General features: G+C 65.6%; 20 protein-coding genes and 1 tRNA gene. 11 read left to right on the top strand and 10 right to left on the bottom strand.

The window, feature by feature from the left end:
• Positions 1 to 4: 4 nt before the first annotated feature.
• The 5 genes from FRC96_RS20840 (at position 5) to FRC96_RS20860 (ending at position 3,963) form a co-directional block, all read left to right on the top strand.
• Positions 5 to 1,387 (top strand): DPP IV N-terminal domain-containing protein, encoded by a 1,383-nt coding sequence (locus tag FRC96_RS20840; protein ID WP_230470538.1) that lies wholly within the window; start codon positions 5 to 7, stop codon positions 1,385 to 1,387.
• Positions 1,375 to 2,106: an OmpA family protein gene (locus FRC96_RS20845; protein WP_146977486.1), complete on the top strand. Its 732-nt coding sequence runs from the start codon at positions 1,375 to 1,377 to the stop codon at positions 2,104 to 2,106. The genes FRC96_RS20840 and FRC96_RS20845 overlap by 13 nt, the downstream gene beginning before the upstream one ends.
• The gene (locus FRC96_RS20850; protein WP_146977487.1) at positions 2,103 to 3,014 is read left to right on the top strand and encodes a hypothetical protein; all 912 of its coding nucleotides are present in this window, start codon (positions 2,103 to 2,105) and stop codon (positions 3,012 to 3,014) included. Before FRC96_RS20845 ends, FRC96_RS20850 begins: the two co-directional genes overlap by 4 nt.
• Positions 3,015 to 3,211: 197 nt before the next feature.
• Positions 3,212 to 3,295: transfer RNA gene (locus tag FRC96_RS20855), tRNA-Leu, on the top strand.
• Between the two features lie 194 nt (positions 3,296 to 3,489).
• Complete coding sequence (locus tag FRC96_RS20860) at positions 3,490 to 3,963, top strand: hypothetical protein (protein ID WP_146977488.1); 474 nt, start codon at positions 3,490 to 3,492, stop codon at positions 3,961 to 3,963.
• 101 nt (positions 3,964 to 4,064) lie between these two features.
• Here FRC96_RS20860 and FRC96_RS20865 read toward each other — a convergent pair whose 3' ends face one another.
• From FRC96_RS20865 to FRC96_RS20875, 3 genes are all read right to left on the bottom strand, one after another.
• On the bottom strand, positions 4,065 to 4,667 hold the full coding sequence (locus FRC96_RS20865; protein ID WP_146977489.1) for a tRNA-(ms[2]io[6]A)-hydroxylase: 603 nt from the start codon (positions 4,665 to 4,667) through the stop codon (positions 4,065 to 4,067).
• 37 nt (positions 4,668 to 4,704) lie between these two features.
• Complete coding sequence (gene sppA, locus FRC96_RS20870) at positions 4,705 to 7,272, bottom strand: signal peptide peptidase SppA (RefSeq protein ID WP_230470539.1); 2,568 nt, start codon at positions 7,270 to 7,272, stop codon at positions 4,705 to 4,707.
• A gap of 68 nt (positions 7,273 to 7,340) precedes the next feature.
• Positions 7,341 to 8,423 carry a hypothetical protein gene (locus FRC96_RS20875; RefSeq protein WP_146977491.1) on the bottom strand — a complete coding sequence of 361 codons (1,083 nt, stop codon included), beginning with the start codon at positions 8,421 to 8,423 and terminating at the stop codon, positions 7,341 to 7,343.
• Positions 8,424 to 8,638: 215 nt separating this feature from the next.
• Between FRC96_RS20875 and FRC96_RS20880 the strand changes: the two genes are divergently transcribed.
• The 4 genes from FRC96_RS20880 to FRC96_RS20895 are packed head-to-tail and all read left to right on the top strand — an operon-like array spanning position 8,639 to position 12,621.
• Positions 8,639 to 9,367: a DUF1963 domain-containing protein gene (locus FRC96_RS20880; protein ID WP_146977492.1), complete on the top strand. Its 729-nt coding sequence runs from the start codon at positions 8,639 to 8,641 to the stop codon at positions 9,365 to 9,367.
• A complete protein-coding gene (locus FRC96_RS20885; RefSeq protein WP_146977493.1) occupies positions 9,367 to 10,380 on the top strand; it encodes a DUF4105 domain-containing protein in 1,014 nt (337 codons plus the stop codon). The genes FRC96_RS20880 and FRC96_RS20885 overlap by 1 nt, the downstream gene beginning before the upstream one ends.
• 49 nt (positions 10,381 to 10,429) lie before the next feature.
• Positions 10,430 to 11,788, top strand: a complete 1,359-nt coding sequence (locus tag FRC96_RS20890) for a LemA family protein (protein ID WP_146977494.1) — start codon at positions 10,430 to 10,432, stop codon at positions 11,786 to 11,788.
• A 47-nt stretch (positions 11,789 to 11,835) separates the two neighbouring features.
• Positions 11,836 to 12,621, top strand: coding sequence for an alpha/beta hydrolase (locus tag FRC96_RS20895; protein WP_230470540.1), 786 nt, complete (start codon positions 11,836 to 11,838; stop codon positions 12,619 to 12,621).
• 7 nt (positions 12,622 to 12,628) lie between these two features.
• Here FRC96_RS20895 and FRC96_RS20900 read toward each other — a convergent pair whose 3' ends face one another.
• The 5 genes from FRC96_RS20900 to FRC96_RS20920 all read right to left on the bottom strand — a co-directional run bounded on the left by FRC96_RS20900 (position 12,629) and on the right by FRC96_RS20920 (position 17,996).
• Positions 12,629 to 14,122 carry a hypothetical protein gene (locus FRC96_RS20900; RefSeq protein ID WP_146977496.1) on the bottom strand — a complete coding sequence of 498 codons (1,494 nt, stop codon included), beginning with the start codon at positions 14,120 to 14,122 and terminating at the stop codon, positions 12,629 to 12,631.
• A 195-nt stretch (positions 14,123 to 14,317) separates the two neighbouring features.
• Positions 14,318 to 16,612: an NADP-dependent malic enzyme gene (locus tag FRC96_RS22710; RefSeq protein WP_146977497.1), complete on the bottom strand. Its 2,295-nt coding sequence runs from the start codon at positions 16,610 to 16,612 to the stop codon at positions 14,318 to 14,320.
• Between the two features lie 44 nt (positions 16,613 to 16,656).
• On the bottom strand, positions 16,657 to 17,331 hold the full coding sequence (locus tag FRC96_RS20910; RefSeq protein WP_146977498.1) for a DUF6483 family protein: 675 nt from the start codon (positions 17,329 to 17,331) through the stop codon (positions 16,657 to 16,659).
• A gap of 58 nt (positions 17,332 to 17,389) precedes the next feature.
• On the bottom strand, positions 17,390 to 17,599 hold the full coding sequence (locus tag FRC96_RS20915; protein ID WP_146977499.1) for a hypothetical protein: 210 nt from the start codon (positions 17,597 to 17,599) through the stop codon (positions 17,390 to 17,392).
• Positions 17,600 to 17,675: 76 nt separating this feature from the next.
• Complete coding sequence (locus tag FRC96_RS20920; RefSeq protein WP_146977500.1) at positions 17,676 to 17,996, bottom strand: hypothetical protein; 321 nt, start codon at positions 17,994 to 17,996, stop codon at positions 17,676 to 17,678.
• A gap of 517 nt (positions 17,997 to 18,513) precedes the next feature.
• On the opposite strand from FRC96_RS20920, the gene FRC96_RS20925 reads away from it, so the two are divergent.
• On the top strand, positions 18,514 to 18,720 hold the full coding sequence (locus FRC96_RS20925) for a cold-shock protein (RefSeq protein WP_111728389.1): 207 nt from the start codon (positions 18,514 to 18,516) through the stop codon (positions 18,718 to 18,720).
• 86 nt (positions 18,721 to 18,806) lie between these two features.
• Positions 18,807 to 19,472: a CAP domain-containing protein gene (locus FRC96_RS20930; RefSeq protein WP_146977501.1), complete on the top strand. Its 666-nt coding sequence runs from the start codon at positions 18,807 to 18,809 to the stop codon at positions 19,470 to 19,472.
• Positions 19,473 to 19,649: 177 nt separating this feature from the next.
• Here FRC96_RS20930 and FRC96_RS20935 read toward each other — a convergent pair whose 3' ends face one another.
• Both FRC96_RS20935 and FRC96_RS20940 read right to left on the bottom strand, forming a co-directional pair.
• Complete coding sequence (locus tag FRC96_RS20935) at positions 19,650 to 19,862, bottom strand: cold-shock protein (protein ID WP_111728387.1); 213 nt, start codon at positions 19,860 to 19,862, stop codon at positions 19,650 to 19,652.
• A gap of 271 nt (positions 19,863 to 20,133) precedes the next feature.
• Positions 20,134 to 21,453, bottom strand: coding sequence for a lysyl oxidase family protein (locus tag FRC96_RS20940; RefSeq protein ID WP_146977502.1), 1,320 nt, complete (start codon positions 21,451 to 21,453; stop codon positions 20,134 to 20,136).
• Between the last annotated feature and the right edge of the window lie 89 nt (positions 21,454 to 21,542).

Below are 21,542 nucleotides of genomic sequence, written 5' to 3' on the forward strand. Positions count from 1 at the left end.
GATGATGCGACCTCTCGCGCCCACCCCTCGACACCGACGCCTCCGTCGGAGCGCCTCCGCCCTCATCGGGCTCTGCCTGGCCCTGACGCCTCTCTACGCCAGTGCCCAGGACGCACCTCCCTCCGGCGACACCGCCACCGAAGGCGACCTCTCCGGCATCGAAGTCGAGGTCAGCGGCTCCGCACGTCGAACCCTTCTGCCCGTCGCGGTGCCTGACACCCAGGCGCTGGCCGGCGCCGACGGCGCCATCGCCGACCAGGTGGAGCAGACTCTGCGCCGCAACCTCGACCTCGCCGGCTACTTCCGCGTGCTCCCCGTCGACAGCTTTTTCTTCGACACACACAACGAGGGGCTTGCCGCCGCCGACATTAACTTCCCCAACTGGATGAACGTCGGCGCCCAGGGCCTCGTCAAGAGCTCGGTGCGCGCCGAAGGCGATCAGATCGCCCTCGATCTGCGCCTCTTCTCCGTCGACCAGGGCCGTCAGATCTCCCTGAACTGGTCGGCCAGCACGCTCAGCCCCGACGACGTGCGAAAGGAAGTCAACGCCTTCATCAATGCGGTCATTGAGCATTACACAGGCCAGCCCGGCTTCTTCGGATCGCGCATCGCGTACTCCCAGCGCACCCGCTCCGGTGCCAAGCACATCTACGTGATGAACATTGATGGCAGCGGTGTGCAACGCATCACCCGCAACAACGCCATCAACCTGCTCCCCTCCTTCGGGCCCGGTGGATCGATCTATTTCACGAGCTACCAGGACCAGAACCCCGACCTCTGGGTCTGGCGAGGCGGCAGCGTCTCCAAGCTCTCCAGCCGCAGCGGTCAGAATAGCGGCGCGGCCTTCTGCGGCGGGAAACTCGCTGTGACCCTCTCGCTGGGCGGCGACAACACCGACGTCTACCTCATCAGCCCCGAAGACGGCTCGGTCGTGCAGCGCCTCACCGACCACTGGGCCATCGACGTCTCCCCGACCTGGAGTCCGGACTGCAGCCGAATCGCCTTCGTCTCCGGACGCTCCGGCGGCGCCCACATCTACGTCATGAACGCCGACGGTACCGAGCAACGTCGCCTCACCTTCCAGGGCACCTACAACACCACCCCGGAGTGGTCCCCCCGCGGCGATCGCATCGTCTTTAGCGGCCGGGACGAACGCAATCACTACGACATCTTCACCGTCGATATGCAGGGCAATATCGAACGCCTTACCCAGGACCAGGGTAATAACTTCGAGCCCAGCTACAGCCCCGACGGACGTTATCTCGTCTTTACCAGCGACCGCGGAGGGCAGGGCAAGCGCCTCTGGCTGATGAGCGCCGACGGGCTTTTCCAGAAACTGCTTACCGAAGAGGGTTCGAGCTACGAGGAGGCCGCATGGGAACGTTAAACAAGTACCGCTTGAGCACCTGGTTTAAGACCCCGATGCTCGTGGCGTTGGCCATACTGCTCAGCGCCTGCCCCAAACCTCCCCAGGAGGCCCTCGACGCCGCCGAGGCCGCCGTGCTGGCCGCCGAAGGTCGCAAAGACTGCGCCGGCGAGAAGTTCGCGGCGGCGGAGGCCTTGCTGGAAGAGGCTCGTGCGCATGTGCAGGCCGAAGAGTACGAGGCCGCCGAACGCAAGGCCCGCGCCGCCGAACGTCTCGCCCGCGAGGCGCAGCAGCAGGCCGATGAGACCTGGGAAGACTGCCAGCGTCGCCTGGAAGCCGCCCGTCGCGCCGCCGAAGGCACAGGCCAACCTCAGACCACCGAAACCGAGCCGCAGGAGCCGCAGGAAGAGCTCAAGCTCACCACGGTGCACTTCCCCTACAACAGTGCCGAGATCTCCGAGACGTCGCGCCAGGCTCTGGAGACCAACCTGCGCTGGCTTCGTCAAAACCCCGACGCCACCATCCTGCTCGAAGGCCACACCGACGAGCGCGGCACCTCGGAGTTCAACGTCGCGCTCGGAGAGCGCCGCGCCCGCTTCGTGCGCGACTTTCTCGTGCAGCGCGGCATCAAGGCCGACCGACTCTCCACCCTCTCCTACGGGGAAGAGAAGCCCGTGGCCTTCGGTCAGTCCGAAGATGACTTCGCTCGCAACCGCCGCGTGGAGTTTTTGCCCCGATGAGCACCTCGGACTTCAACGCCATCGTCGATCAGCTCGAAGCGCTCCTGGGATGCCCCACCTTCATCGCGCTGGCCAGCTGGCAGGGGGAGTACGCCGTCGACCTCGACGAAGAGGCGGGCCACCGCCTTGTCGCTCAGCTCTTAAAGCGCTTTCGTCAGGCAAACGTCCAGCAGGCAGCCCTCATCATCGTCGCGCGCGGAGGCCACGTCGCCTTCGCCGAGACGCTGTTGCGCACGCTGCGCCACCTCGACGTGGAGCTCACCGTCGTCGTGCCCCACGAGGTCAGCGGCATGGCGAGCGTCCTGGCGATGGGTGCCGCGCAGATCACGCTGCATCCGGCCGCCGGGCTTGGCGCCTGCGACCGGGGCATGTGCGTCCTGGAGCGTGTGCCCTGGACGGCCAGCCTGCTTGACCATCTTCCCGACCTCACCGACACCTCGATCTTCGGAGAGCAGGCCCCCCAGACCTTGAGCGCCATCGCCAACCAGCAGCGCTACCGCGCCGAGGTCCGTCTGGGCCTTGCCCGTCAGGTGAGCGCGCGCCAGATCAGCCCGGAGCTTGTCGCCGCCACCTCTCGGGAGCGCCTGGGAGAGGAGGGCGTCGCAGACCTCGGCGCGCTCTCCCGCGCCGGCGCCCGCGTCCAGGTCGCCGCCCCCGAACTCGCTCGCCAGCTTGAGACGCTCCTCCGTTCCGCCCGCGACACCCACGGCCTCTTCGACACCCCTCGCGCTCGCTTTGAGCGCTCTACCGACTGGGCCGACGAAGTTGAGTTCGCCCCGGCCGAAGACGTCGCCGGCGCGCTCCTGGCCAGCGCCTCGCTGCGCGACCTCTACCTGCTCGACACCGGAAGCCCCGATCCCGACTCCCCCCGCCTCCAGGGGCGCTGGGTGACGCCGTCCGGCACGTAACGTGCAAGGTTTCTCATAAGGCCTTCACCTTTTCGCTTGCGTATTCCCCTACAAACCCTTAAATTCCTTAACAAGCGGATGCAACCTGCCTCGCCCTCTACGGGCAACCTCCTCACGAAAACTGAAGAATGCGCTTGCGGGTTGCACCGGTCTGCTCTACATAACAGCGCACTTCGCCCGACCCGGGCGCAAGACTCGCCGGAGTGGCGGAATCGGTAGACGCGGCGGATTCAAAATCCGTTGATCGAGAGATCGTGCGGGTTCAAGTCCCGCCTCCGGTATCACCAAAAAAGCCCCTCAACGCCCGCGCGTTGAGGGGCTTTTTTGATCCTCCCTTCAACGCCCGACCTGCCCCCCTGGCCATCTTCACTTTTTTTGACCGGTGGGGCGGGGGCTTGCCTGCCTTCGCCGGCGGTGGTAAGACCCTGAGTACTGCTGGAAGCAACGCCAAACTTGTATGGTCAAGGAGAGAGTTATGTCGCACGTGCGTGGCGCGCTGTTTTCGTTGGTAGCCCTGACAATCTTCATGGTTACTGCATCGGCCTCGGCCCAGGACTACAGCTTCCGAGATTGGAGCGACGTCAGCTCGGTATGCCCCTCCTGCGACGCGGTCACCACCGACGTCCTGCAGCTGACCAGCGGGCAAGAGATCCAGGGCAACGTCGTGGCCATCAACGCCGACTTCTACACCGTCGAGCGCTTCGGTGAGATCCGCACCGTGCCCGCCTCGCAGGTCAGCGCCGTGAACTGGAAAGACGGCTCTCAGCCCGCGGGCATCGACGCCCTGGACCAGATCGTGCTCAACAACGGCCACGTGCTCACCGGCGAGCTGGTCGTCGAGAACGAGGCCCCCGCCTACATGCAGCTGCGCAGCGCCACCAACGACGCGACCTTCACCGTCTTCGCCACCCAGGCCGCGGCGGTCTACCGAGCTGGTCAGGTGCAATAAGTTCTCGGGCGAACACGGCCCTCACGACACAAAAAAGGCCGCGCCCCTCTCGGAGGGGACGCGGCCTTTGTCGTTCCGGGCCACCTGCGGCCACCACACTGCTAGAAGGAGTGCAGACGCGGCGTCTCACCGCCGGCGCGCAGCGCCTCAACTTCGATGAGCGCGAGCTCCTGGAGCCGCGCCTTCACCTCCTCACGCGAGAAGTGGTCCCGAGCCAGGTTGGTGTACAGGGTGTAGTGCATCGCCTCGGTCTCAAAGAGCTCGCGGTAGAAGGCCGCGAGTTCGGCATCCTCGACGTTCTCACTGAGGATGGCAAAGCGCTCACAGCTGCGCGCCTCAATAAGCCCGGCCACCAGCAACTTATCCATAAACATGTAGGGCTCCTCCGAGCGCACCGCCTTCACCAGCTTCGAGGCGTAGGGGGCCGGCTCCAGCCGCACCAACTCCACCCCGCGGGCCTCCAGCACGTCGAGCATCCGCGAGAAGTGGTCCATCTCCTCCTGCACGACCGCGCTGAGCTGACGCGCCAGGCCGGCGCGCCCGGTGTAGCGAAAGATCATGCTCAGCGCCGTCGACGCGGCGCGCTTCTCCAGGTGGGCGTGGTCGATGAGGATCGTGTCGAGATGCTCCCTCACTCGCTCATACCATCCATCGTCGGTCGGCTGCGCGAGGTTGAGCATCTGTCGAGAGAGAGGGGCGTTCATACGTGTCTCAAGGATAAGCGTCTCAAGGGTAAGCGTCTCAATGAAGGCGCAGGGGGTGGGACGGAAGCATCAGCGTTTGGCCCTGCTCGAAGTAAAGAGGCCACAGCGCCTGGGTCTCGACCGTCTCCAACGCGCGACGAAAGGCACCCTGAGGCAGATGATCGAGCAGCCGCGGCGCGCTGGCGGCCGGGTCGGCGGCGACGAAGGCACGCAGCCAGGCGCCAAAGCCCTGCGGCGCGGGCAACCCGCTCATGCCACCGTAGCTCGTCACCTCAGCGCGATCCGGAGCCAGCCCGGCCAGCTCCTCGGCACGGCGCACCGCGTCGAGGATGCCGCCGATCGAGTCGACCAGCTTCGCATCTTTCGCTGCCGTCCCCGTCCATACGCGCCCGCGGGCCACCTTGTCGAGCGCATCGGCACTCAACGGCCGCCCGGCCGAAGCCTGCGTCAAAAAGAGGCGGTAGAGGTAGGTCATCGTCTCACTGACCCCCTCCAACTCCTCCTCACTCCAGCCTCGCCACAGCGAGAAGACCCCGGCGCGCTCTCCGCGCTGCACCGGCGTCGAGCTCACACCCAGTCGGCTGGCGAAGCGCTCGAAGTTGAACTTTCCGGCAAAGATGCCGATCGAGCCGGTCAGCGTGTTGGGGGTCGCAAAGATCTCATCGGCGCCCGCCGCCACATAATACCCGCCGCTGGCCGCCACATTGCCCATCGAGGCGATGACCGGCTTGGTCCGCGCCAGCGCCCGCACCTCCCGGTAGATCAGGTCGCTTGCCAGCGCGCTGCCCCCCGGGCTGTCGATGCGCAGCACCACCGCCTTCACCAGGTCGTTGCTCGCGAGCTGCCGCAACGTGGCGTTCACGCTGGCGGCGCCGGTCATCACGCTGCCTCCCAGCGGGGAGCGACCCGAGCCGCCGTCGATGATCGCCCCGTCGATGTAGACCACCGCGATCTCCGGACGCAGCCCCCAGGCCTCATCATCGATGACCACCGGTCGGTAGCCCTGCTCGACGCGAACCCCGGAACCAAAAAGTTCGCGCATCCGCTCGGGAAGCTCGTCATCATACACCAGCGCATCCACAAGGCCCCGATCCAGCGCCTCATCCGGCAGCAGCGGGGCGTTGTCGACGATCGCCTTGAACGCCTCGGCTTCCAGCCCCCGACGCAGCGCGATGCGGCTCGTCAGCTCGTCATAAATCGCCTCGACATACTCCCCGGTCTGCTCCAGCGCCTCTTCGGAAGGCATCGCGTTCACAAAGGCCTCCGGCGCTGACTTGTACGCGCCAATGCGCACGAACTCCGCTTCCACGCCCAGGTTTTCCAGCAGCCCCTGGTAGCTGGTCAGCTCGGCCTGCAGTCCGGTCGGAGCATAAGGCGTCGCCGGCAGCATCCACACCTCGCGCGCGGCGGAGGCCGCATAGATGCCGGCGGTGGTCGTCGAACTCATCAACGCCACGCTGTGTTTGCCCGCTTCATGAAGTCGCTGGAATGCCTGATGCAGTTCCCAGAGCTGGCCGTAGCCCAGGTTGAAGTTGCCAACCCCCAGGATCACGCCGGCCACAGTGGGGTCGTTGGTGATCGCGTCGATATCTTCCATCAGGTTCAGAAAACTTCGCGTCGACGGCCCGAAGAGCTGCGAGATGGCCTGCTCGGCGATCGAGTTGTCCAGGTCCAGCCGCACCCACCGCCGGGACGAGCCCACCACCGAGCGCCGCCGCTGATTGCCCATCCACACCCGACCGTTGAGCGCATTAAACGCCACATCGGCGCTCTCGGTATCTTTGCTCAGCAGCGCCGCCACCGACGTCCCCAGAAGTCCCAGGCTCATCTCGGCGCCCGCGCTCATCGCCACCATGCGCGGCTCATGCTCCCGTTCGGTATCGAGTGTGATCGCGCTGCGCGCGAAGAGGCGCAGCCCCGGATACACTTCCCCCATCACCCGGGGCTCCACCGAGAGGAGACGAGCCCCGCGCACGTGGTAGAGCTCCGTGTCAAAGACCAGCCTTCCCTCAAACCCGCGCAGCGCAAGCCCCAGCCCCAGCCGCATCGGCAGCGCGCTGTCTTGCTCCAGGTAGGCCGGCATCGCGTCACGCACCATCATCCCCAGCCCCAGGTGCTCACCGATCCGCCACTGCATCCCCACATCCAGCGTGGTCAGGTCGTTGAGGCGCTCGCTGCTGCGGCTCCCGAACATATTGACGCCCAACCCCAGGCTGAAAAAGCGTGGCGCGGCCACCGCCATCCCCAGGGTGTACTTGCGATAGCTCCCGAGCTCCGGGCCGAGCTCCGGCCGCTTGAGCCACTGCACCTGGCCCCCCAGCCCCACATAACCATTGCCCAGCGCGAAGCTCGCCGCGTGGCCCGAGCCCAGAACGTTATCAAAGGCGTCCGAGGGGATCAGGTAGCGGTACCCCAGCTCCGAGCCCTTCACAAACCCCAGCCCGGCGGGGTTGACCTCCAGGCTGGCGCTGTCGGCCTGGGTGGTCAGTGAGCTGTCCGGCACTGCCACCCCCTGGCTCGGCGAGGGTTGGGCAACCAGGGAGGAGGGCAGCAAAAGCGCGAGGGTGGCGAGCAGCAGCGCGACGCGCTGGCGAGGGCAGTTCATAGGGATGGTCCTTGCATCAAGACACGGGCAGCGACCCTCGCGCGCCTCAATGCGGGCGCGCCGGGGCATCAATTGAAGTCAGCTTCCACACCGTCTTCCGGCACCGGCGCCGGGGCGGCCTGGGTCGGGGGCACCACCGGCGCTGCGGGACTTGCACCTTGCTCCAACTCACCGGAGGTTTTGACGATGCGCATCACCTGATCAAAGAGGATCTTCGCCTCATCGTTGGTCATCGAGGTCGATACGAAAAGATCAGCCGCCTGCTGACGCACCGCCAGGTTTTGCGCGGCGGGCCCGAGGCCAAACATCGCCACCAGCGGGTTGCTCAGCGCCTGCTGTCGGGCTGAAGCGATCTCCTGCGCCGAGACCCGCGCGCGCTCGTCGTCGCGCATCGTCATCACCATCGACGCCAGCACGCGCGACTTCAGCCGCACGCTCAGCGCCGCAAAGCTCGCGTCACCGGCCTCCCCCTCATAGTTCGGCTGAATCATCATCACCACCCCTGGCGCCTCTCCCAACTTGGCCAGCGCGCCCACAAAGCGGGCGCCCAGCCGCTCGCCACGCTCCAGCCGCGCGAGCACCTCATCGCGATAGGCGCGCTCTCCGGTGAGCACCAGAACCGCGTTGGGCGCCAGCGTGACCACATCGATCTGCGCGGTGCGCACCCCGGCGCGCTCCCCCACGCTCAGCGCCGCGGCGTCCGAGTTGCGCGCCCGTACGCCTTCCAGGACCTTGCCCGCCTCAAAGTCACCTCGCGCCGCCAGCACCGAACCTCGCACCGAGCTCAAGTCCAGGCTCGACGGATCCATCGGGTTGGCCCCGCCGCTGAGCATCGCCAGGTTCAGGGGCGGAGTGTCCGAGAGGATCACCAGCTCATCGAGATCGGTCTGAACCTCGATCTGCAGCGTCTCTTCCACCGCCGAGAGCGCCGGCCCCACCGCCGGATGCGAGCGCATCCACCCCAGCGCTGCGCGGAAAAATGGCGAGTCGCGCGTCTCGTCGAAGTCCACCGCCATCACCGCGTCGTGTCCGCCGGGCAGCGTCTCCAGAAGATCGCCCATCGCAAAGGCGGGCAGCGTCGTCAGCAACACCAGCGCGCTCACGCCAAAGGTCAGCGCCGATCGCATCAGCATAGATAAGTTCGTCTTCATCACGTGGCTCCCTGGTAGCGCGTCAGCCCCGGGCTCGGAGGGGCAAACATGTCGATGTCGCCTCACACTAGGTCTGGCCGCGAGGGGTGTAAAGGCGTGGCGCGGGTTTGTAAGCGAGCACCTGCCGCGCGTAGGATGACCGCGCATCACGGGCTTGTGCCAATGTCCCGACGCCGCCACGCGCCACCTCACCTCACCTCACCTCACGAGGCATCATGAATAACGAGACCATCCTCCCGCCCACGATCCTCACCCACCGTCGTACGGCCTACCGACCGGTCACCACCGAAGGCGACGGCGAGCTCACAGCGAGCAAGTTCAGCGGACGTCCCTGGCTTAAGGCGGATGAGAGCTGGCCCACCTGCCCCAACTGCAACACCGCGCAGCAGCTCTTTGTTCAGCTCAACCTCGCGAGCCTCCCTCCCGCAGAGCAAACACGCCTGGGCGATCATGGTCTTCTGCAGCTCTTCTACTGCACCAGCAGCGATCCCCTCTGCGAGGTGCAATGCGAGGCCTACTTCCCCTTCGCGCGCAGCGTCATGGCCCGCCGCATCGACGACCCCTCGGCCCCCGCCAACACCGCAGCGCAAGGCCCTGCGGAGCCCCTCGCCGCGCGACGCATCGAAGGGTGGGAGGCCATCGACGACGACGTCCCCGGCTGGGAGGAGCTCTATCAGATGGGCGACCAGCTCAGCCCCGAAGAGGAAGAAGCGCTCGACAAGGCCGAGCGCCCGGCCACCGGCGATAAACTCGGCGGCTGGCCCGCCTGGGTCCAGGGCGTAGAGTACCCCTCCTGCCCGCAATGCGACGCGCGGATGGAGCTCGTCCTGCAGATCGACTCCGAAGATAACCTCCCTTACATGTTTGGCGACATGGGCGCAGGCCACCTGACCTGCTGTCCGAACCACCCCGACGTGCTGACCTTTGCCTGGGCCTGCTACTGATGAGCGAGACGACCCCACACGACGAGGGACCCCGTTGGCTTCGCTGGGCGGTGACGGTGGCGATGCTCCCGGCGGCGCTGCTTGCCGCTGCGCTCCTGACCTACGCCGGCGGTGTCGGCGGCGAGCTCAACCCGATGCGCCTGGGTCTTGGGCTTGCGGTCATGGTCGCGATGCTCGCCTGGCCGGTGATGCTCGGCGTCAAACGCGGCGGGTTGCTGGTGGCGCTGGTGGCCGCGCTCGTAGGCGTCTTTTTCATCGCGCAGCGCCCGGCCACCGAGCGCGACTGGCAGGAGAACGTCTCCCGCGCGCCCCGCGCCACCATCGAGGGCAGGGAGGTCACGCTGCGCCATGTTCGCGACTTCCGCTACAGCGAGGATGGCGAGGTCGAAGAAGCCCGCTGGTACGATGCGACCTACAACCTCGACCAGATGAAGCAGGCCTACTTTGTCCTCACAACCTTCGGCGGGGTGCCCGGGGTGGCGCATGTTATGGTGAGCTTTGAGTTTGAAGACGGCCGTTTTGTGGTGCTCTCCGCCGAAGCCCGACGAGAAGTTGGCGAGAGCTACGATCCGATCGGCGGGATGTTTCGCCAGTACGAGCTCTTCTACGTCGCCGCCGATGAACGCGACGCGTTGGGGCTTCGCACCCGCGTTCACAAAGACCCGACCTGGGTCATCCCCATGAACGCCGGACCGGAGAAGACCGCGGCGTTCTTCGTCGACATGGTCGAGCGTATGGAGGCCCTGGCCACCGAGCCCGGCTGGTACCACACGGTGCTCAACTCCTGCTCCTCCAACCTGGCCGCCCACTATGAGCGCATCAACGCCGTCGAACTTCCGCCGGACTACCGGGTGCTGCTCCCCGGGTTCAGCGAAGAGCTCATCGCCGAGCTCGATCTGCTGCCCGAAGGCATGAGCGTCGCGCAGGCGCGCGAACGCTATCTGATCAACGAACGGGCGCTCGCAGCGCCTCTCGACGCGAACTTCTCCGAGGCCATCCGCAGCACGCCCTGATTCAACGCCCCGCACCATCGCCGAGCCTCACTCGCACTCTGGAGCCACCATGGACGTCAGCCTCATTCGCCACCTCACGCTGATCGACGACGTCTGGCAGGGCGCCCGCCTGGCGAGCGTCTCCCTGGCCGACCTCGGGCTCTTGCTGGGCGTGGCGCTGATGCTCTTTCTGGCCTTCCGCGCGCTGGCCCAAAAGCGCTTCATCGAAGATCTGCCCCTCTCAACCTGCGCCGGCCTGACGGTGGGGATGTGCCGTGTGCGCGGCAAAGCGCGTGCCGACGGTGAGCACGACCTCTTAAGAGCGCCCGGTTCAAACTCACCGGTGGTGTACTGGTCGGAGCGGGTCGAAGAGCAGGTCGCCGTGGTGGACGAGGCCCCCCCGACTCGGCGCCGCCGCCGTCATCGACGCGTGCGTTATGAGTGGCGCGAGGTCAGCCGTCGCGCCTCTCGCGCATCCTTCTGGCTCGAAGACGAGACCGGCCGCGTCGAGGTCGACCCGCAGGGGGCGCAGATGCACACCCGCGTCGACTTCCAGGAGGTGATCGAGACCGGAGGGCCCAACACTCGCCGACGCTCCCGGGCGAGGCGACGCGGTGGGCGCACGGGCCTTCGCCGCCGCGAGGTTCGGGTGATTCATCCTGGCGAGGAGGTCAGCATCATCGGGCCTGCCCGGTTGGTGGAGGCGGGCGACAGGTTGCGCATCGGCCCCGGACACTGGAGCGCGCCGGCCTATGTGATCACGACCCTGGGTGAAGCGAAGATCACACGCAACTACGGGCGGTGGGCGCTCTTTTTACTCCTGGTGGCGATCGCCATCCTCGGCTGGTGGGTCGGCTCGGATGACCTGCTGGCGATGAAGACGGCGGCGCCCGGAGGACCGACCTCCGAACCCTACCCCGGCGCGCGTGCGCTGCTGATGGTCTGGGCGCTTGCCTGCGTGGTGGTGCTCTACCTCAAGGTGATCCTCGACGGGATGGTCGCGCTGCAGAACCGCGTCGAGCGGGCCTGGTCGATGCTGGAGGTGGAGCTGGCCCGGCGCCATCGCCTCATTACAACGCTCGTCGAACTGGTCCGCGGCTATGGCGCGAGGGAGGCCGAACTGCTGCGCGAGCTCACCCGACGTCGCGCGCTGGCGCAGCCCGGCGAAGACCCTGTGGCGGGTGGCGACGCCCTGGCGGAGGCCTACCCTGATCTTCGCGTCAGCGAGCATTACCGACGGTTGATGGAAGAGCTTCGCGCTACAGAAGATCGCGTGGCCCGGGCCCGAGCCTTTTACAACGACTCCGTCGAACGCCATAACACGCGCCTGCAGCGCTTCCCCGACAGCCTGGTCGCGCGCGCCCTCGGCGTGCGTCCCGTGCCCGATGAACGCGAGCGCCGCCACACCAACGCCGCGAGCGTCCGATGAAACGTGCAGGCGCACTGGCTGTGATCCTCATTGCATGTGGAGTCATCATGATGGCCTGGCAGAGCCGACTGATCTTCTACCCGGAGCGCCTGGCGGCGGACTTCGACTTCGAACTCCCCCTGACCGCCGAAGAGGTGCGCATCCCAACCTCCGATGAGGAGGTGCTCAGCGGAGTGCTCTACCGCGCGCAGGCCAGCCGCGGCGTCATCCTCTACTTTCACGGCAACGCCGGCAGCCTGCGCACCTGGAAAGACGTCAGCTCCGACCTCGTCCCCCTGGGGTACGACACGCTGGTTGTCGACTACCGGGGCTATGGCAAGAGCACCGGTCGCATCACCGAGGCGGGGCTCTACGAAGATGGTCGCGCGGCCTACCGCTGGCTGATGCAGCAGGGCTATCGCGCAGACGACGTGATCCTCTACGGCCGCAGCATCGGCAGCGGGGTGGCTTCAAAGCTGGCGAGTGAGGTCGAGGCCCGCGCGCTGGTTCTGGAGTCGCCTTTCAGCAGCCTGGTGGCCCTGGGACGCGAGCTGATGCCCTGGGCGCTGCCGCGGCTCACGCTGCGTTTTCGTTTCCCGAACCAGGATCATCTGGCGGAGACCACACTGCCGGTGCTTCTGCTTCACGGCAGCGAGGACGAGCTCATCGGGGCGCATCATAGCCAGACGTTGGCCGGGGCTCTTGGCGAGCGGGCCGAGCTTCACCTAATTGAGGGCGGCGCGCATAACGACCTCTCGAACTTCCCGCTTTACCACAGCGCGCTCGCGGCGTTTCTGACCCGTCACGCTGGGGAGGGGGCGGCGTTTGTGCCCACCTTAACCCTGGCACCTTAAGCGAGGTTCAGGGGCGCCACTCGATCTGAAACCCGATCATGGGCCCGCCCTGGCTGACCTCGGCGTAGCAGGTTCGAGCCCCGGAGGGGGCGGGCTCACCGAGGGGCACTTCGGGGCCGCTGCCGCAATCCACCTCCCGGGTGCCGCGAAGTTGGGCGAGCCCGACCGTGGGCACAAAGAAGATCGACCCGTGGTCGCCGTTGCCGCGCGCCAGCACTTTGAGCCCTACTTCCCCGAAGGCATGGCCGGCAAAGCCGGCGCCGCCTCGCGCGACGATCCAGGAGGACTTCCCGATAGAGCCCGCCGGTACCTGCGCACCGCCGGCGGTGCCCCCGTAGCGGAAGGCGCCATCGTAAAGAAAGAAGTTATTTACGAGCTGAATGTGGATGCCGTCCAGCGCGCCCAGCCGAACTTTTTGGGAGATGGCAAACCCCAGCTCCGCGCCGAACCCACCGGTATCGCTGCCCCCACTCTGATACGCCGTGGAGTTGATGGTGGTCGTGCCCACACCGATGCCCACCTGGAAGGGGGTGGTGTCATACGAGACGATGGCCGTGCCGATCACGGCCAGCAGGTTGGCCGCACGCGAGAAGCCAATCGCCAGCGGATCGACAAGAACCTCGGCGGTCCAGGGGCCCTCAAACTGGTAGGCGGCCGAGGCTTCGCTCAATGAGCCCGCGCCCACAGTGCCCAGCGCCAGAAAGGGGCGCAGTGTAAAGCTCAGCCGGGCCAGCCCCGGGAGGCGCGGAGGAGTCAGCCGACTGGTCGTGCGCTCCCGGCTGGTAGGGCGGGCCAGCGCGCCGGCGGGCACGCGCTCGTTGATGCCCAGGTTGAGCTCGGCGCGGTTCTCGCTGAGCGAGTCGATGGGAGCAATTGCCAGAGTGCGCAGTCGCCGGGTGCTCTCAGTGGTGTCGCCCAGGCGCACGTTCTCGATCTCATAAAGTTCGAGAAGTTGGCCGTCCTCAAGGCCCTGTGCGCTGCCCATGTCGATGATGACGCTGCCGAAGTCGCTCTCCACGACCGTTGCGACGAACGCCTCATCGGGGCCGGGTGATGCGGGGGGCGTCGGCCGCGGCGACACGGGGCCTTCTGGCGAGGTCGTGGAGCTGCCGGGTTGCGGAAGACCCGAGAGCAGGCTGGCCTCCTGGCGACGCGTGATCACCCAGACGTCATCATCCGCCGGCAGCAGCGCGTCGATAGGGCCGGCGGCGCGGCGAACCTCCCGACCCTCCTCGCCGAAGATCACCACGCGTTGGTCGGCGCACGCCAGCACCGGGCCCGGGTCCAGCATCAGACTGGCGACCACCTCACACCCCGCATCCCTGGCGAGCGAGGCGATGGTGTCGATCGCCTCCGTGGCGTCGGCCGGAGCGGTGTCCTGCGGCGAGAGTTCGGCCTCACTCGGCAAAGGGGGGGCTTGAGCGACGGCGCCGGGAAGGGCCAGCAGCGTCACAGCAATCGCGGCCATCAACGGCAGGGGCAGGGCAGGGCGCTTCAACATCGGTGGGCTCCATCAACAGAGATTCGGGCATCCAGCGGGCTGCATCGTGTCGATGCGATCGTAATGACCGGTCACGCGGAGACAACGAGCGTGGGCCCTGCAAGCGTCGCGTTTCCTGCAAGAGTATGGCGCAAAAAAGTGCCCCGACAGCTCACGACGAGCTCTCGGGGCATCACCCCTCAGAAGGGAGTGCGCCTAGCGCTGAGCGCGTTCGCGCTCCAGCTGCTGGGCGTGCAGAACGGTTACGACAGAAAGATGCACAATCGAGGGGACTGAGCACGCGAACTGCAACACATTCACCGGCCGTCGCATCCCCAGCAAGATGGGACCGATCACCTCGGCGCCCCCGAGCTGGTTGAGGAGCTTGTAGCCGATGTTGCTGGCGTTGAGGTCCGGGAAGATCAACACGTTAGCCTCACCCTCCAGGGTGGAGAACGCAAACTTGTCGGCTCGAAGATCGGCTTCGGTGGCAAACTCCAGCTGCATCTCACCGTCGACGTTGAGGTCGGGGCGCCGCGCCTTAATGATCCTCGTCGCCTCCGCCACACGCCTCGCGTCCGGGTGACGGCTCGCCCCGAAGTTCGTGTAACTGAGCATGGCCACCCGGGGCTCCAGGTCGAAGAGGCGAGCGGAGTCCGCCGTGGCGATGGCGACGTCGGCCAGGGTCTCGGCATCGGGCTCAATGTTCACCGTCGTATCGGCGAAGAGTTTGACCCCGCGGCGAGTGACCACGACGTGCATGCCGGCGACGCGACTCTGACGCTCATCGACGCCGATGATCTGCAACGCAGGCTTGAGCGACTCGCGGTAGGGCCGCGTCACCCCCGAGACCACGCCGTCGGCCAGACCCTCGTGCACGAGCAGCATCGCGTAGGGCTCCGGGCTGCGCAGGTGGTTGCGCGCATCGGCAATCGTCACCCCTTTGCGCTGGCGCATCCGATAATACACGTGGGCCAGCTCCTCAAAGCGCGGGTCGCGCTCGTTGTCGAGAAGTTCAATGCCCGTCAGGTCAATGTCGAGCTCGCGCGCTCGCGCTCGAATCACCTCCACCGGCCCCAGCAGGATCGGGCAGGCGATGCCCTCATCGACGAGGATTTGAGCCGCTTTGATGATCTTATCTTCGGTGCCCTCCGGGAAGACGATGCGCTTGGGGTCGCGCTTGGCGACATTGATCAGGCGGCGCATCAGGCCCTTCGAGACACCCTGGAGGCGCTCCAGCTCTTCGACGTACGCCGGCAGATCAACGCTCTGGCGCGCCACACCCTCGGCCATCGCGGCCTCGGCGATGGCCGGAGAAAGACGCAGCAGCACGCGGGGATCGAAGGGTTTGGGAATGATGTATTCGGGCCCAAAGCGGATATGACTCTCGTCGTAGGCTTCCGAGACCACCTCCGGAACTTCTTCGCGCGCGAGTGCCGCCAGCGCATGCACCGCCGCCAGCTTCATCGACTCGGTGATGCGCCGGGCGCCGACGTCGAGCGCGCCGCGGAAGATGAAGGGAAAGCCCAACACGTTGTTGACCTGGTTGGGATAATCGCTGCGCCCGGTGGCCATGATCGCGTCGTCGCGCACGGCCATCACCTCCGGGTAGGCGATCTCGGGGTCCGGGTTGGCCAGCGCAAAGATGATGGGGCGCTCGGCCATCGATGCGACCATCTCACGGGAGACGATGCCGCCGGCCGCCAGCCCGACAAAGACGTCCGCGTCGACCATCACCTCCGCCAGGGTGCGCTGCTCGGTCGTGCGGGCGAAGTAGCCTTTGTAGGGGTCCATGTCGACCTCTCGCCCCTCAAAGATCACGCCGTGGATATCCACCATGGTGATGTGGTCGCGCTTGACCCCGAGCGACTCATAAAGCCGCGCACAGGCCACCGCGCCAGCGCCTGCGCCGGCGAAGACCACCCGCACCTCTTCGATCTCTTTTTTCTGCAGCGCCAGCGCGTTGATCAGCGCCGCCCCGGTGATGATCGCCGTGCCGTGCTGATCATCGTGAAAGACCGGGATGTCGAGCTCATCGCGCAGCCGCTCCTCGATCGCAAAGCAATGCGGCGCGGCGATGTCTTCGAGGTTGATGCCGCCGAAGGTCGGCTCCAGCGCTTTGACGCAGCGAGCAAACGCGTCCGGATCGCGTTCGTCGAGCTCGATATCGAAGGCGTCGATGCCCGCAAGCACCTTAAACAGGACCGCTTTCCCCTCCATGACCGGTTTGCTGGCCAGCGCGCCGATGTCGCCCAGCCCCAGGGTCGCGGTGCCGTTGGTGATGATGCCCACCAGGTTTTTGCGGTTGGTGTAGCGAAAGGCTGCCTGCGGATCGGCGGCGATCTCGCGACAGGGCTCAGCCACCCCCGGGCTGTACGCCAGCGCCAGATCCCGCTGGGTGGAGAGGGGCTTGGTGGGCAGGACCTCCACTTTCCCGGGGCGAGGAAACTCGTGGTAGTCGAGCGCGTCTTTGCGGCGGATGGGGCCGTCGTGCTTGGAGTTGACGGTCATGGGGGAGGGACTCCGAGAGGGGGGAGGTCTGGCGAGGGCGCCCCTCACCAGCCTAAAAGATCGTCGAGGTCGGCCAGGGCCTGGGTGACGTCAAAACGGGAGAGGCCGCGTCGTCGGAGCTCGATGTCGTCGAGCGTCCGCAGACGTTGATAATAGCTTCGGGCACGTTGGCCAAGGCGCGCACGCTCCGGGGCGTCGTCGGCCAGAAGCTCCAGAGCATGAAAAAGCGTGTCCTCGGCGCGATCGTCGATGCGATGCTCGGCGTAGAAGTCAAAGAGCTCGACGTAGGCTCGCGCAACTTCGTCAGGCTGCAACCCGAGGGCTGCGACCGGGTGCACGAGCAGCCGATGCAGGTGGTGTGCTGCGTAGCGGTCTTCGTCGTCGAGGCGCTCGCGCACCGTCTGGCGCAACATCGAAAACGCCAGCGCCGCGCTGTGGGCTGCGGCACCGGCCTTCCCCAGATCATGGAGCATCGCCGCGCGCAACGTGAACAACCGTCCCAGCGAGGCGACAAGCGGCGAGTCGAGCGCGCGAAGATCGTCGTAGCTCAGCGTGTGGATGAGCTCGGGGCGCGTGTGCAGATGTTCGGCCAGAGTCTGGTCGAGCGCCGCCAGCGCCATCGCGTCGTCCGAGGTCTCGGTGCGCGCGCCGGCGACGCGTTTGTACGCTCGGGAGAGCGCCTCCAGCGCGCGCATCAGATGTTCGTTCTTTACGATCATGGCAGCAGATTAAGTCTCATACAGGCACGCATATGCCGCGGGGCGGACATCCCACCTCTCAGCTCTCCCGGGGGTCATAACCCAGGAGTTGGTCGGCGATTTCACCCGCGCTGAGCTCGTCGTCTTCGATGATCGTCAGTGCGTCAGCATCGCTCATCGAGAGCTCCAGAGTGGTGATGAGACGTTCGACCTCGCCAGGCTCAAGCTCTCCACGATCGAGCTCGTCGAGCATCATGATCAGTTGTTCACGGCTGACACGTCGTTTCATGGTGCGCTCCCTGAGATGAAGGTTCAAAGGAAACTGCAATCAGAGAGTGATAAGCACCCTTTTACCTTCCGACAGCTCAGCGGGCGCTCTCAACCTGCGGAAGTGTCGCCCGCATACACGCCATGTACACGTCGCGGTCATGGTCGAGGGCGAAGTCGCCGGTCTCATTCATGACCATCGCCTCGTTAAAGCAGGGGCGGTGATGGCTGCCGATGGCGTCGGCACACACGCTCTCCTCGAACTGCCCGACGCAACGTCGCTCAAAGTAGTGGGCGAACTCATGAGCGACCTGCGGGTCGTAGGGAGGGCTCTCCACAAAGTTGACGTAGGACCACGCGGCGACGCCGCCGACGATGACCAGGGCGATAGCGATTACAATGAGCTTGGAACGTTGCACGGCACCCTCAGGACTTCGGGGGGAGGCCAGGACGCCTCGGGAAAGGAACTCGACATGTAGGCAATTTTACGGGTATGAACAACCAACATATCCGATGGCCCGATGGGCCTGACCCGGCGGTAAGATCGCGCGACGCGCTGCGTCAACAGAAGACGTTGAAAGTTCGCGTTGGAGGTGTCATACTCCATCACGTTCATGGCAATTTGCTTACGCGAGTTCTTACCGAGCTTTCGGAGCCCCGGCGTGACGTCGAGGTCTGGCAGCAGGGGGAGGGTTTCAAGGGGGCTGTTGGTATGAACACCAGAGCGATTTTTGTTTTGAGGTGAGGGCATGTAAGGCGCTCGCCGGTCGCTCGAGATCCACGTCGTCGACGCGTAGTACCCCCACCGGGGGCGTCGTTCGGATTTTCCCATCACGGCATGGTGCGTGGTGGGTTAGTTAGGACCGGGGAGGTCCCGGGTTGTCTTTGTCAGGCGACGGTCAAAGGCAGCGCAGATCATGTTTCAGGAGTAAGGCAATGAAGATTCAAGGTACGGTCAAGTGGTTCAATGCGGACAAAGGCTACGGTTTCCTCACCCAGCCTGATGGCGAAGATGTTTTCTGCCACTTCAGCGCGATTCAGTCCTCGGGCTTCAAGACCCTTCGCGAAGATCAGCGCGTTGAGTTTGAAGTTGAGCAGGGCCCCAAGGGTCTTCAGGCGGTCAACGTTGTGCCGCTTGACTAAGGTCTCCACGACTTAGAATAGAACCCCGGCGTCGCGAGACGTCGGGGTTTTTTTTATGATCCTCAGGATGTCCTCAGGAGGTAACGATGGGCTTGCGAGCGGTGGTCGGGGCGGTGGGGATCGTGGTGTCGGTGATGGCGGTGGGCTGCGCAGCCAGCCAGAACGACGCGCCGGTGACACGTTATGTGGAGGTTGAGGGGGGCCTGGGCGCTACGGTCGCCGAGGGGGATTGGGAGTGGGCCAGAAGCTCTCGCCATGTGCGCTGCGGTGGCGATGACATCCGCATTGATGATCTCGGCGCGAACGTGGAGGAAGCTCAGGCGGTGTCGAGCTGGTCGTCGGTCGTTGCCGACCGCGGTGAGCGTTGCGGCGACGATTATGAGACGGCGCTCTTTCGCCTGGCCAACTGCGAGCGCCGCGAACGCGGATTAAGCGAGCTCTCCTGCGATATGCGCCTGGTTGCGCTGGGCCGCCAGCACAGCGCCGATATGCGCGATCGCGACTATTTCTCGCACGTCAACCCCCAGGGGCAGGGGCCCTTCGAGCGCATGGACGCGGTAGGGCTCGCCTACCGCGCGGCCGCCGAGAACATCGGGCTGGCGCCGACCGTGGCGCATGCCCACCGCGGATGGATGGACTCCGACGGACATCGACAGAACGTGCTGCGCGAGGGGCTGACCCACTACGGCGTCGGCATCGTCGCCAGCGAGCGGGGCTACTTCAAGACGGCGCTCTTTATGGCCCAGCCCTGACCCGGGTGTCGTGACGAACAGCGGGGACCACCGGAGAGGGGGGCCTGACGGTTCACAGGTACCAAGGGGGGGGGGGGATTTACATAATAATTTTTATCGAGTCGACGATGTGTAGACACAAAAAAAACCGCGAAGCCGAAACTCCGCGGTTGATAGACCGATACTTTCTAAGTCGGATCAGTCAAGGGGGATGACGTTCACAGCCTGCAGGCCTTTGGGGCCTTGCTCGACTTCGAACTCCACCTGCTGGTCTTCACGCAGGGTCTTGAATCCCGAGGTCTGGATGGCGCTGAAGTGACAGAACACATCTTCACCATTGGGCTGGCTGATGAAGCCGAAGCCTTTTTGTTCGCTGAACCACTTCACTGAACCGACGAGACGTTGTGCCATGTTGCTTTCTCCTGTGGTGGTGGCCTCAAAGTTTGGGAGGTCGCCACCTGTCGCGTCACCCCTGGCAACGCGTGCCCATCTAAAGATGTGGGCTGTGGGTATGAATCGAGCGACGATGAGCCGTGGACATCGCTTAAACGCGATGACACATCCCTCCAGGGGAGGGGCGAAGCTACAAACACGAGCAACTTCGAGGGGACACCACCGTCGAGGCCTTCCTACGTGATGCCGGAGGGAATGGCAAGGACGAACCTCAGAAGAGGTCAGGGTGTCAGGGGCGACGCACCGCCAGATTGTCAATGAAGCGCAGGTAGTCCGGACACATCTCCTGCTCTTCGTCGTCAAAGCTAGACTCCGGCCCGCTGCAGTCAATGCGACTCAAGGGAGAGTCGCAGAGCGCAGGCAGGTCGAGAGGACGCGCAAGTACTTTGCTGGCGCGGTTGTTGGTCGTGTTGAGCTCGGTGAGCTTGCCCTGCGGGTCGACGCTGGCCTCCACGATCACCTGCGCAGGCAAGGCGTCCATCGCATCGGCATCCCCGACGATGACAACCTGACCTTCGAGCAGGGCGTGGTAGACGTCTTTCCACCCCGGGGAGAGCCCCTGCTCGACGCTGTCGCAGGTGGGGGGCTCCGGATAACGCTGAAAGCCCGCATAATGCTGGCGGATCTCGGCGTCGAAAGGCTCCAGGTCCATGATGCAGAAGGAGAGCTTGGTGCCCTGTGCCAGCGAGCAGCCCTCGGGGCGCGGGCCCGGGGTGTCGCACTCGGCGGTGGGTTGAATCAGCTCGAGCGCCAGCCAGTCTTTGAAATGAATGTGGTTATGCCCCGGGTGAAGCTCGAAGGCGTCCTGGCCCAGGTCGAGCTCGTCCTGGCCCCCCTGATGACGGTCGATCTTCTGCACCACCTGCGCTTGCTCCGGGTCATCTTCCAGGCCAAATCCTCGCCCCTCCAGGTGCAGCGGGCCGGTGCCCACGTTGGCCGTGCTCGCCCCGACACGCAGACCGAAGAGGGGAGGGCCGGAGGGCATGATCGCGCATTGCCAGAGGTTATCTTCGAACTCGCGCACGTCGACGATGATGTCGGGCAAGAGCTGGTAGTCGCCCTCACGCGGCCAGAGCGCGAAGTCTTCGCGGCGGCAGGGCCCGCCGGCGCTCTCGACGGCCTGTGAGGTGCAGAGGTCGAAGGTGCATTGCTCGTTGTAGCCGTCGTGAAAGCGGTAGAAGATCCCGGGCCGGTAGTCCGGGTGGTCGATGCGCACGCGGTACCACTGCCCCGGGCTCAGCGTCGACTCCGGGTCAACCAGGCAGGGGCCGGCGCCGCCGAGCCCGAAGTTTGCCCCGTTGAGGCGGGCTTGAGCGCTGCGCGCGAAGTGGTCCGGCTGCTCGCGCCGAAGATCGCGGGGCCACTCCCAGCTATAACCCGTGGATTCGGGCGGCGGCCAGGCGTAGAGCCGGAGCTCGGCGCCGGGGACCGGCGAGGAGGTCAGGGCGTCTTCGACGCTCCCGGACGTGCATGCGCTCAGGTGCAGCACCGACAGCGCCAGCAATAGCGCCGAGCACCACAGCCGGACTCGATTCGACGCGTGGTTCATCTTCCCCCCGTGTGCGCAGAGGGCGCCGTGCGCAGCGCCCGGCGTGCCCCCTGATTTCTTGGATCGCGTTCAGGTAGAGCGTAAACATA

The organism is Lujinxingia vulgaris (genome assembly GCF_007997005.1).
Taxonomy (GTDB): Bacteria; Myxococcota_A; Bradymonadia; order Bradymonadales; family Bradymonadaceae; genus Lujinxingia.

Bases quoted from the DNA above. Each gene is read 5' to 3' on its own strand.
- FRC96_RS22710 (WP_146977497.1), bottom strand. From the start codon at position 16,612: ATGACCGTCAACTCCAAGCACGACGGCCCCATCCGCCGCAAAGACGCG.
- FRC96_RS20910 (WP_146977498.1), bottom strand. From the start codon at position 17,331: ATGATCGTAAAGAACGAACATCTGATGCGCGCGCTGGAGGCGCTCTCC.
- FRC96_RS20930 (WP_146977501.1), top strand. From the start codon at position 18,807: ATGGGCTTGCGAGCGGTGGTCGGGGCGGTGGGGATCGTGGTGTCGGTG.
- FRC96_RS20840 (WP_230470538.1), top strand. From the start codon at position 5: ATGCGACCTCTCGCGCCCACCCCTCGACACCGACGCCTCCGTCGGAGC.
- FRC96_RS20850 (WP_146977487.1), top strand. From the start codon at position 2,103: ATGAGCACCTCGGACTTCAACGCCATCGTCGATCAGCTCGAAGCGCTC.
- FRC96_RS20880 (WP_146977492.1), top strand. From the start codon at position 8,639: ATGAATAACGAGACCATCCTCCCGCCCACGATCCTCACCCACCGTCGT.
- FRC96_RS20890 (WP_146977494.1), top strand. From the start codon at position 10,430: ATGGACGTCAGCCTCATTCGCCACCTCACGCTGATCGACGACGTCTGG.
- FRC96_RS20895 (WP_230470540.1), top strand. From the start codon at position 11,836: ATGATGGCCTGGCAGAGCCGACTGATCTTCTACCCGGAGCGCCTGGCG.
- FRC96_RS20875 (WP_146977491.1), bottom strand. From the start codon at position 8,423: ATGAAGACGAACTTATCTATGCTGATGCGATCGGCGCTGACCTTTGGC.
- sppA (WP_230470539.1), bottom strand. From the start codon at position 7,272: ATGAACTGCCCTCGCCAGCGCGTCGCGCTGCTGCTCGCCACCCTCGCG.
- FRC96_RS20940 (WP_146977502.1), bottom strand. From the start codon at position 21,453: ATGAACCACGCGTCGAATCGAGTCCGGCTGTGGTGCTCGGCGCTATTG.
- FRC96_RS20925 (WP_111728389.1), top strand. From the start codon at position 18,514: ATGAAGATTCAAGGTACGGTCAAGTGGTTCAATGCGGACAAAGGCTAC.
- FRC96_RS20865 (WP_146977489.1), bottom strand. From the start codon at position 4,667: ATGAACGCCCCTCTCTCTCGACAGATGCTCAACCTCGCGCAGCCGACC.
- FRC96_RS20885 (WP_146977493.1), top strand. From the start codon at position 9,367: ATGAGCGAGACGACCCCACACGACGAGGGACCCCGTTGGCTTCGCTGG.
- FRC96_RS20860 (WP_146977488.1), top strand. From the start codon at position 3,490: ATGTCGCACGTGCGTGGCGCGCTGTTTTCGTTGGTAGCCCTGACAATC.
- FRC96_RS20915 (WP_146977499.1), bottom strand. From the start codon at position 17,599: ATGAAACGACGTGTCAGCCGTGAACAACTGATCATGATGCTCGACGAG.
- FRC96_RS20900 (WP_146977496.1), bottom strand. From the start codon at position 14,122: ATGTTGAAGCGCCCTGCCCTGCCCCTGCCGTTGATGGCCGCGATTGCT.
- FRC96_RS20845 (WP_146977486.1), top strand. From the start codon at position 1,375: ATGGGAACGTTAAACAAGTACCGCTTGAGCACCTGGTTTAAGACCCCG.
- FRC96_RS20935 (WP_111728387.1), bottom strand. From the start codon at position 19,862: ATGGCACAACGTCTCGTCGGTTCAGTGAAGTGGTTCAGCGAACAAAAA.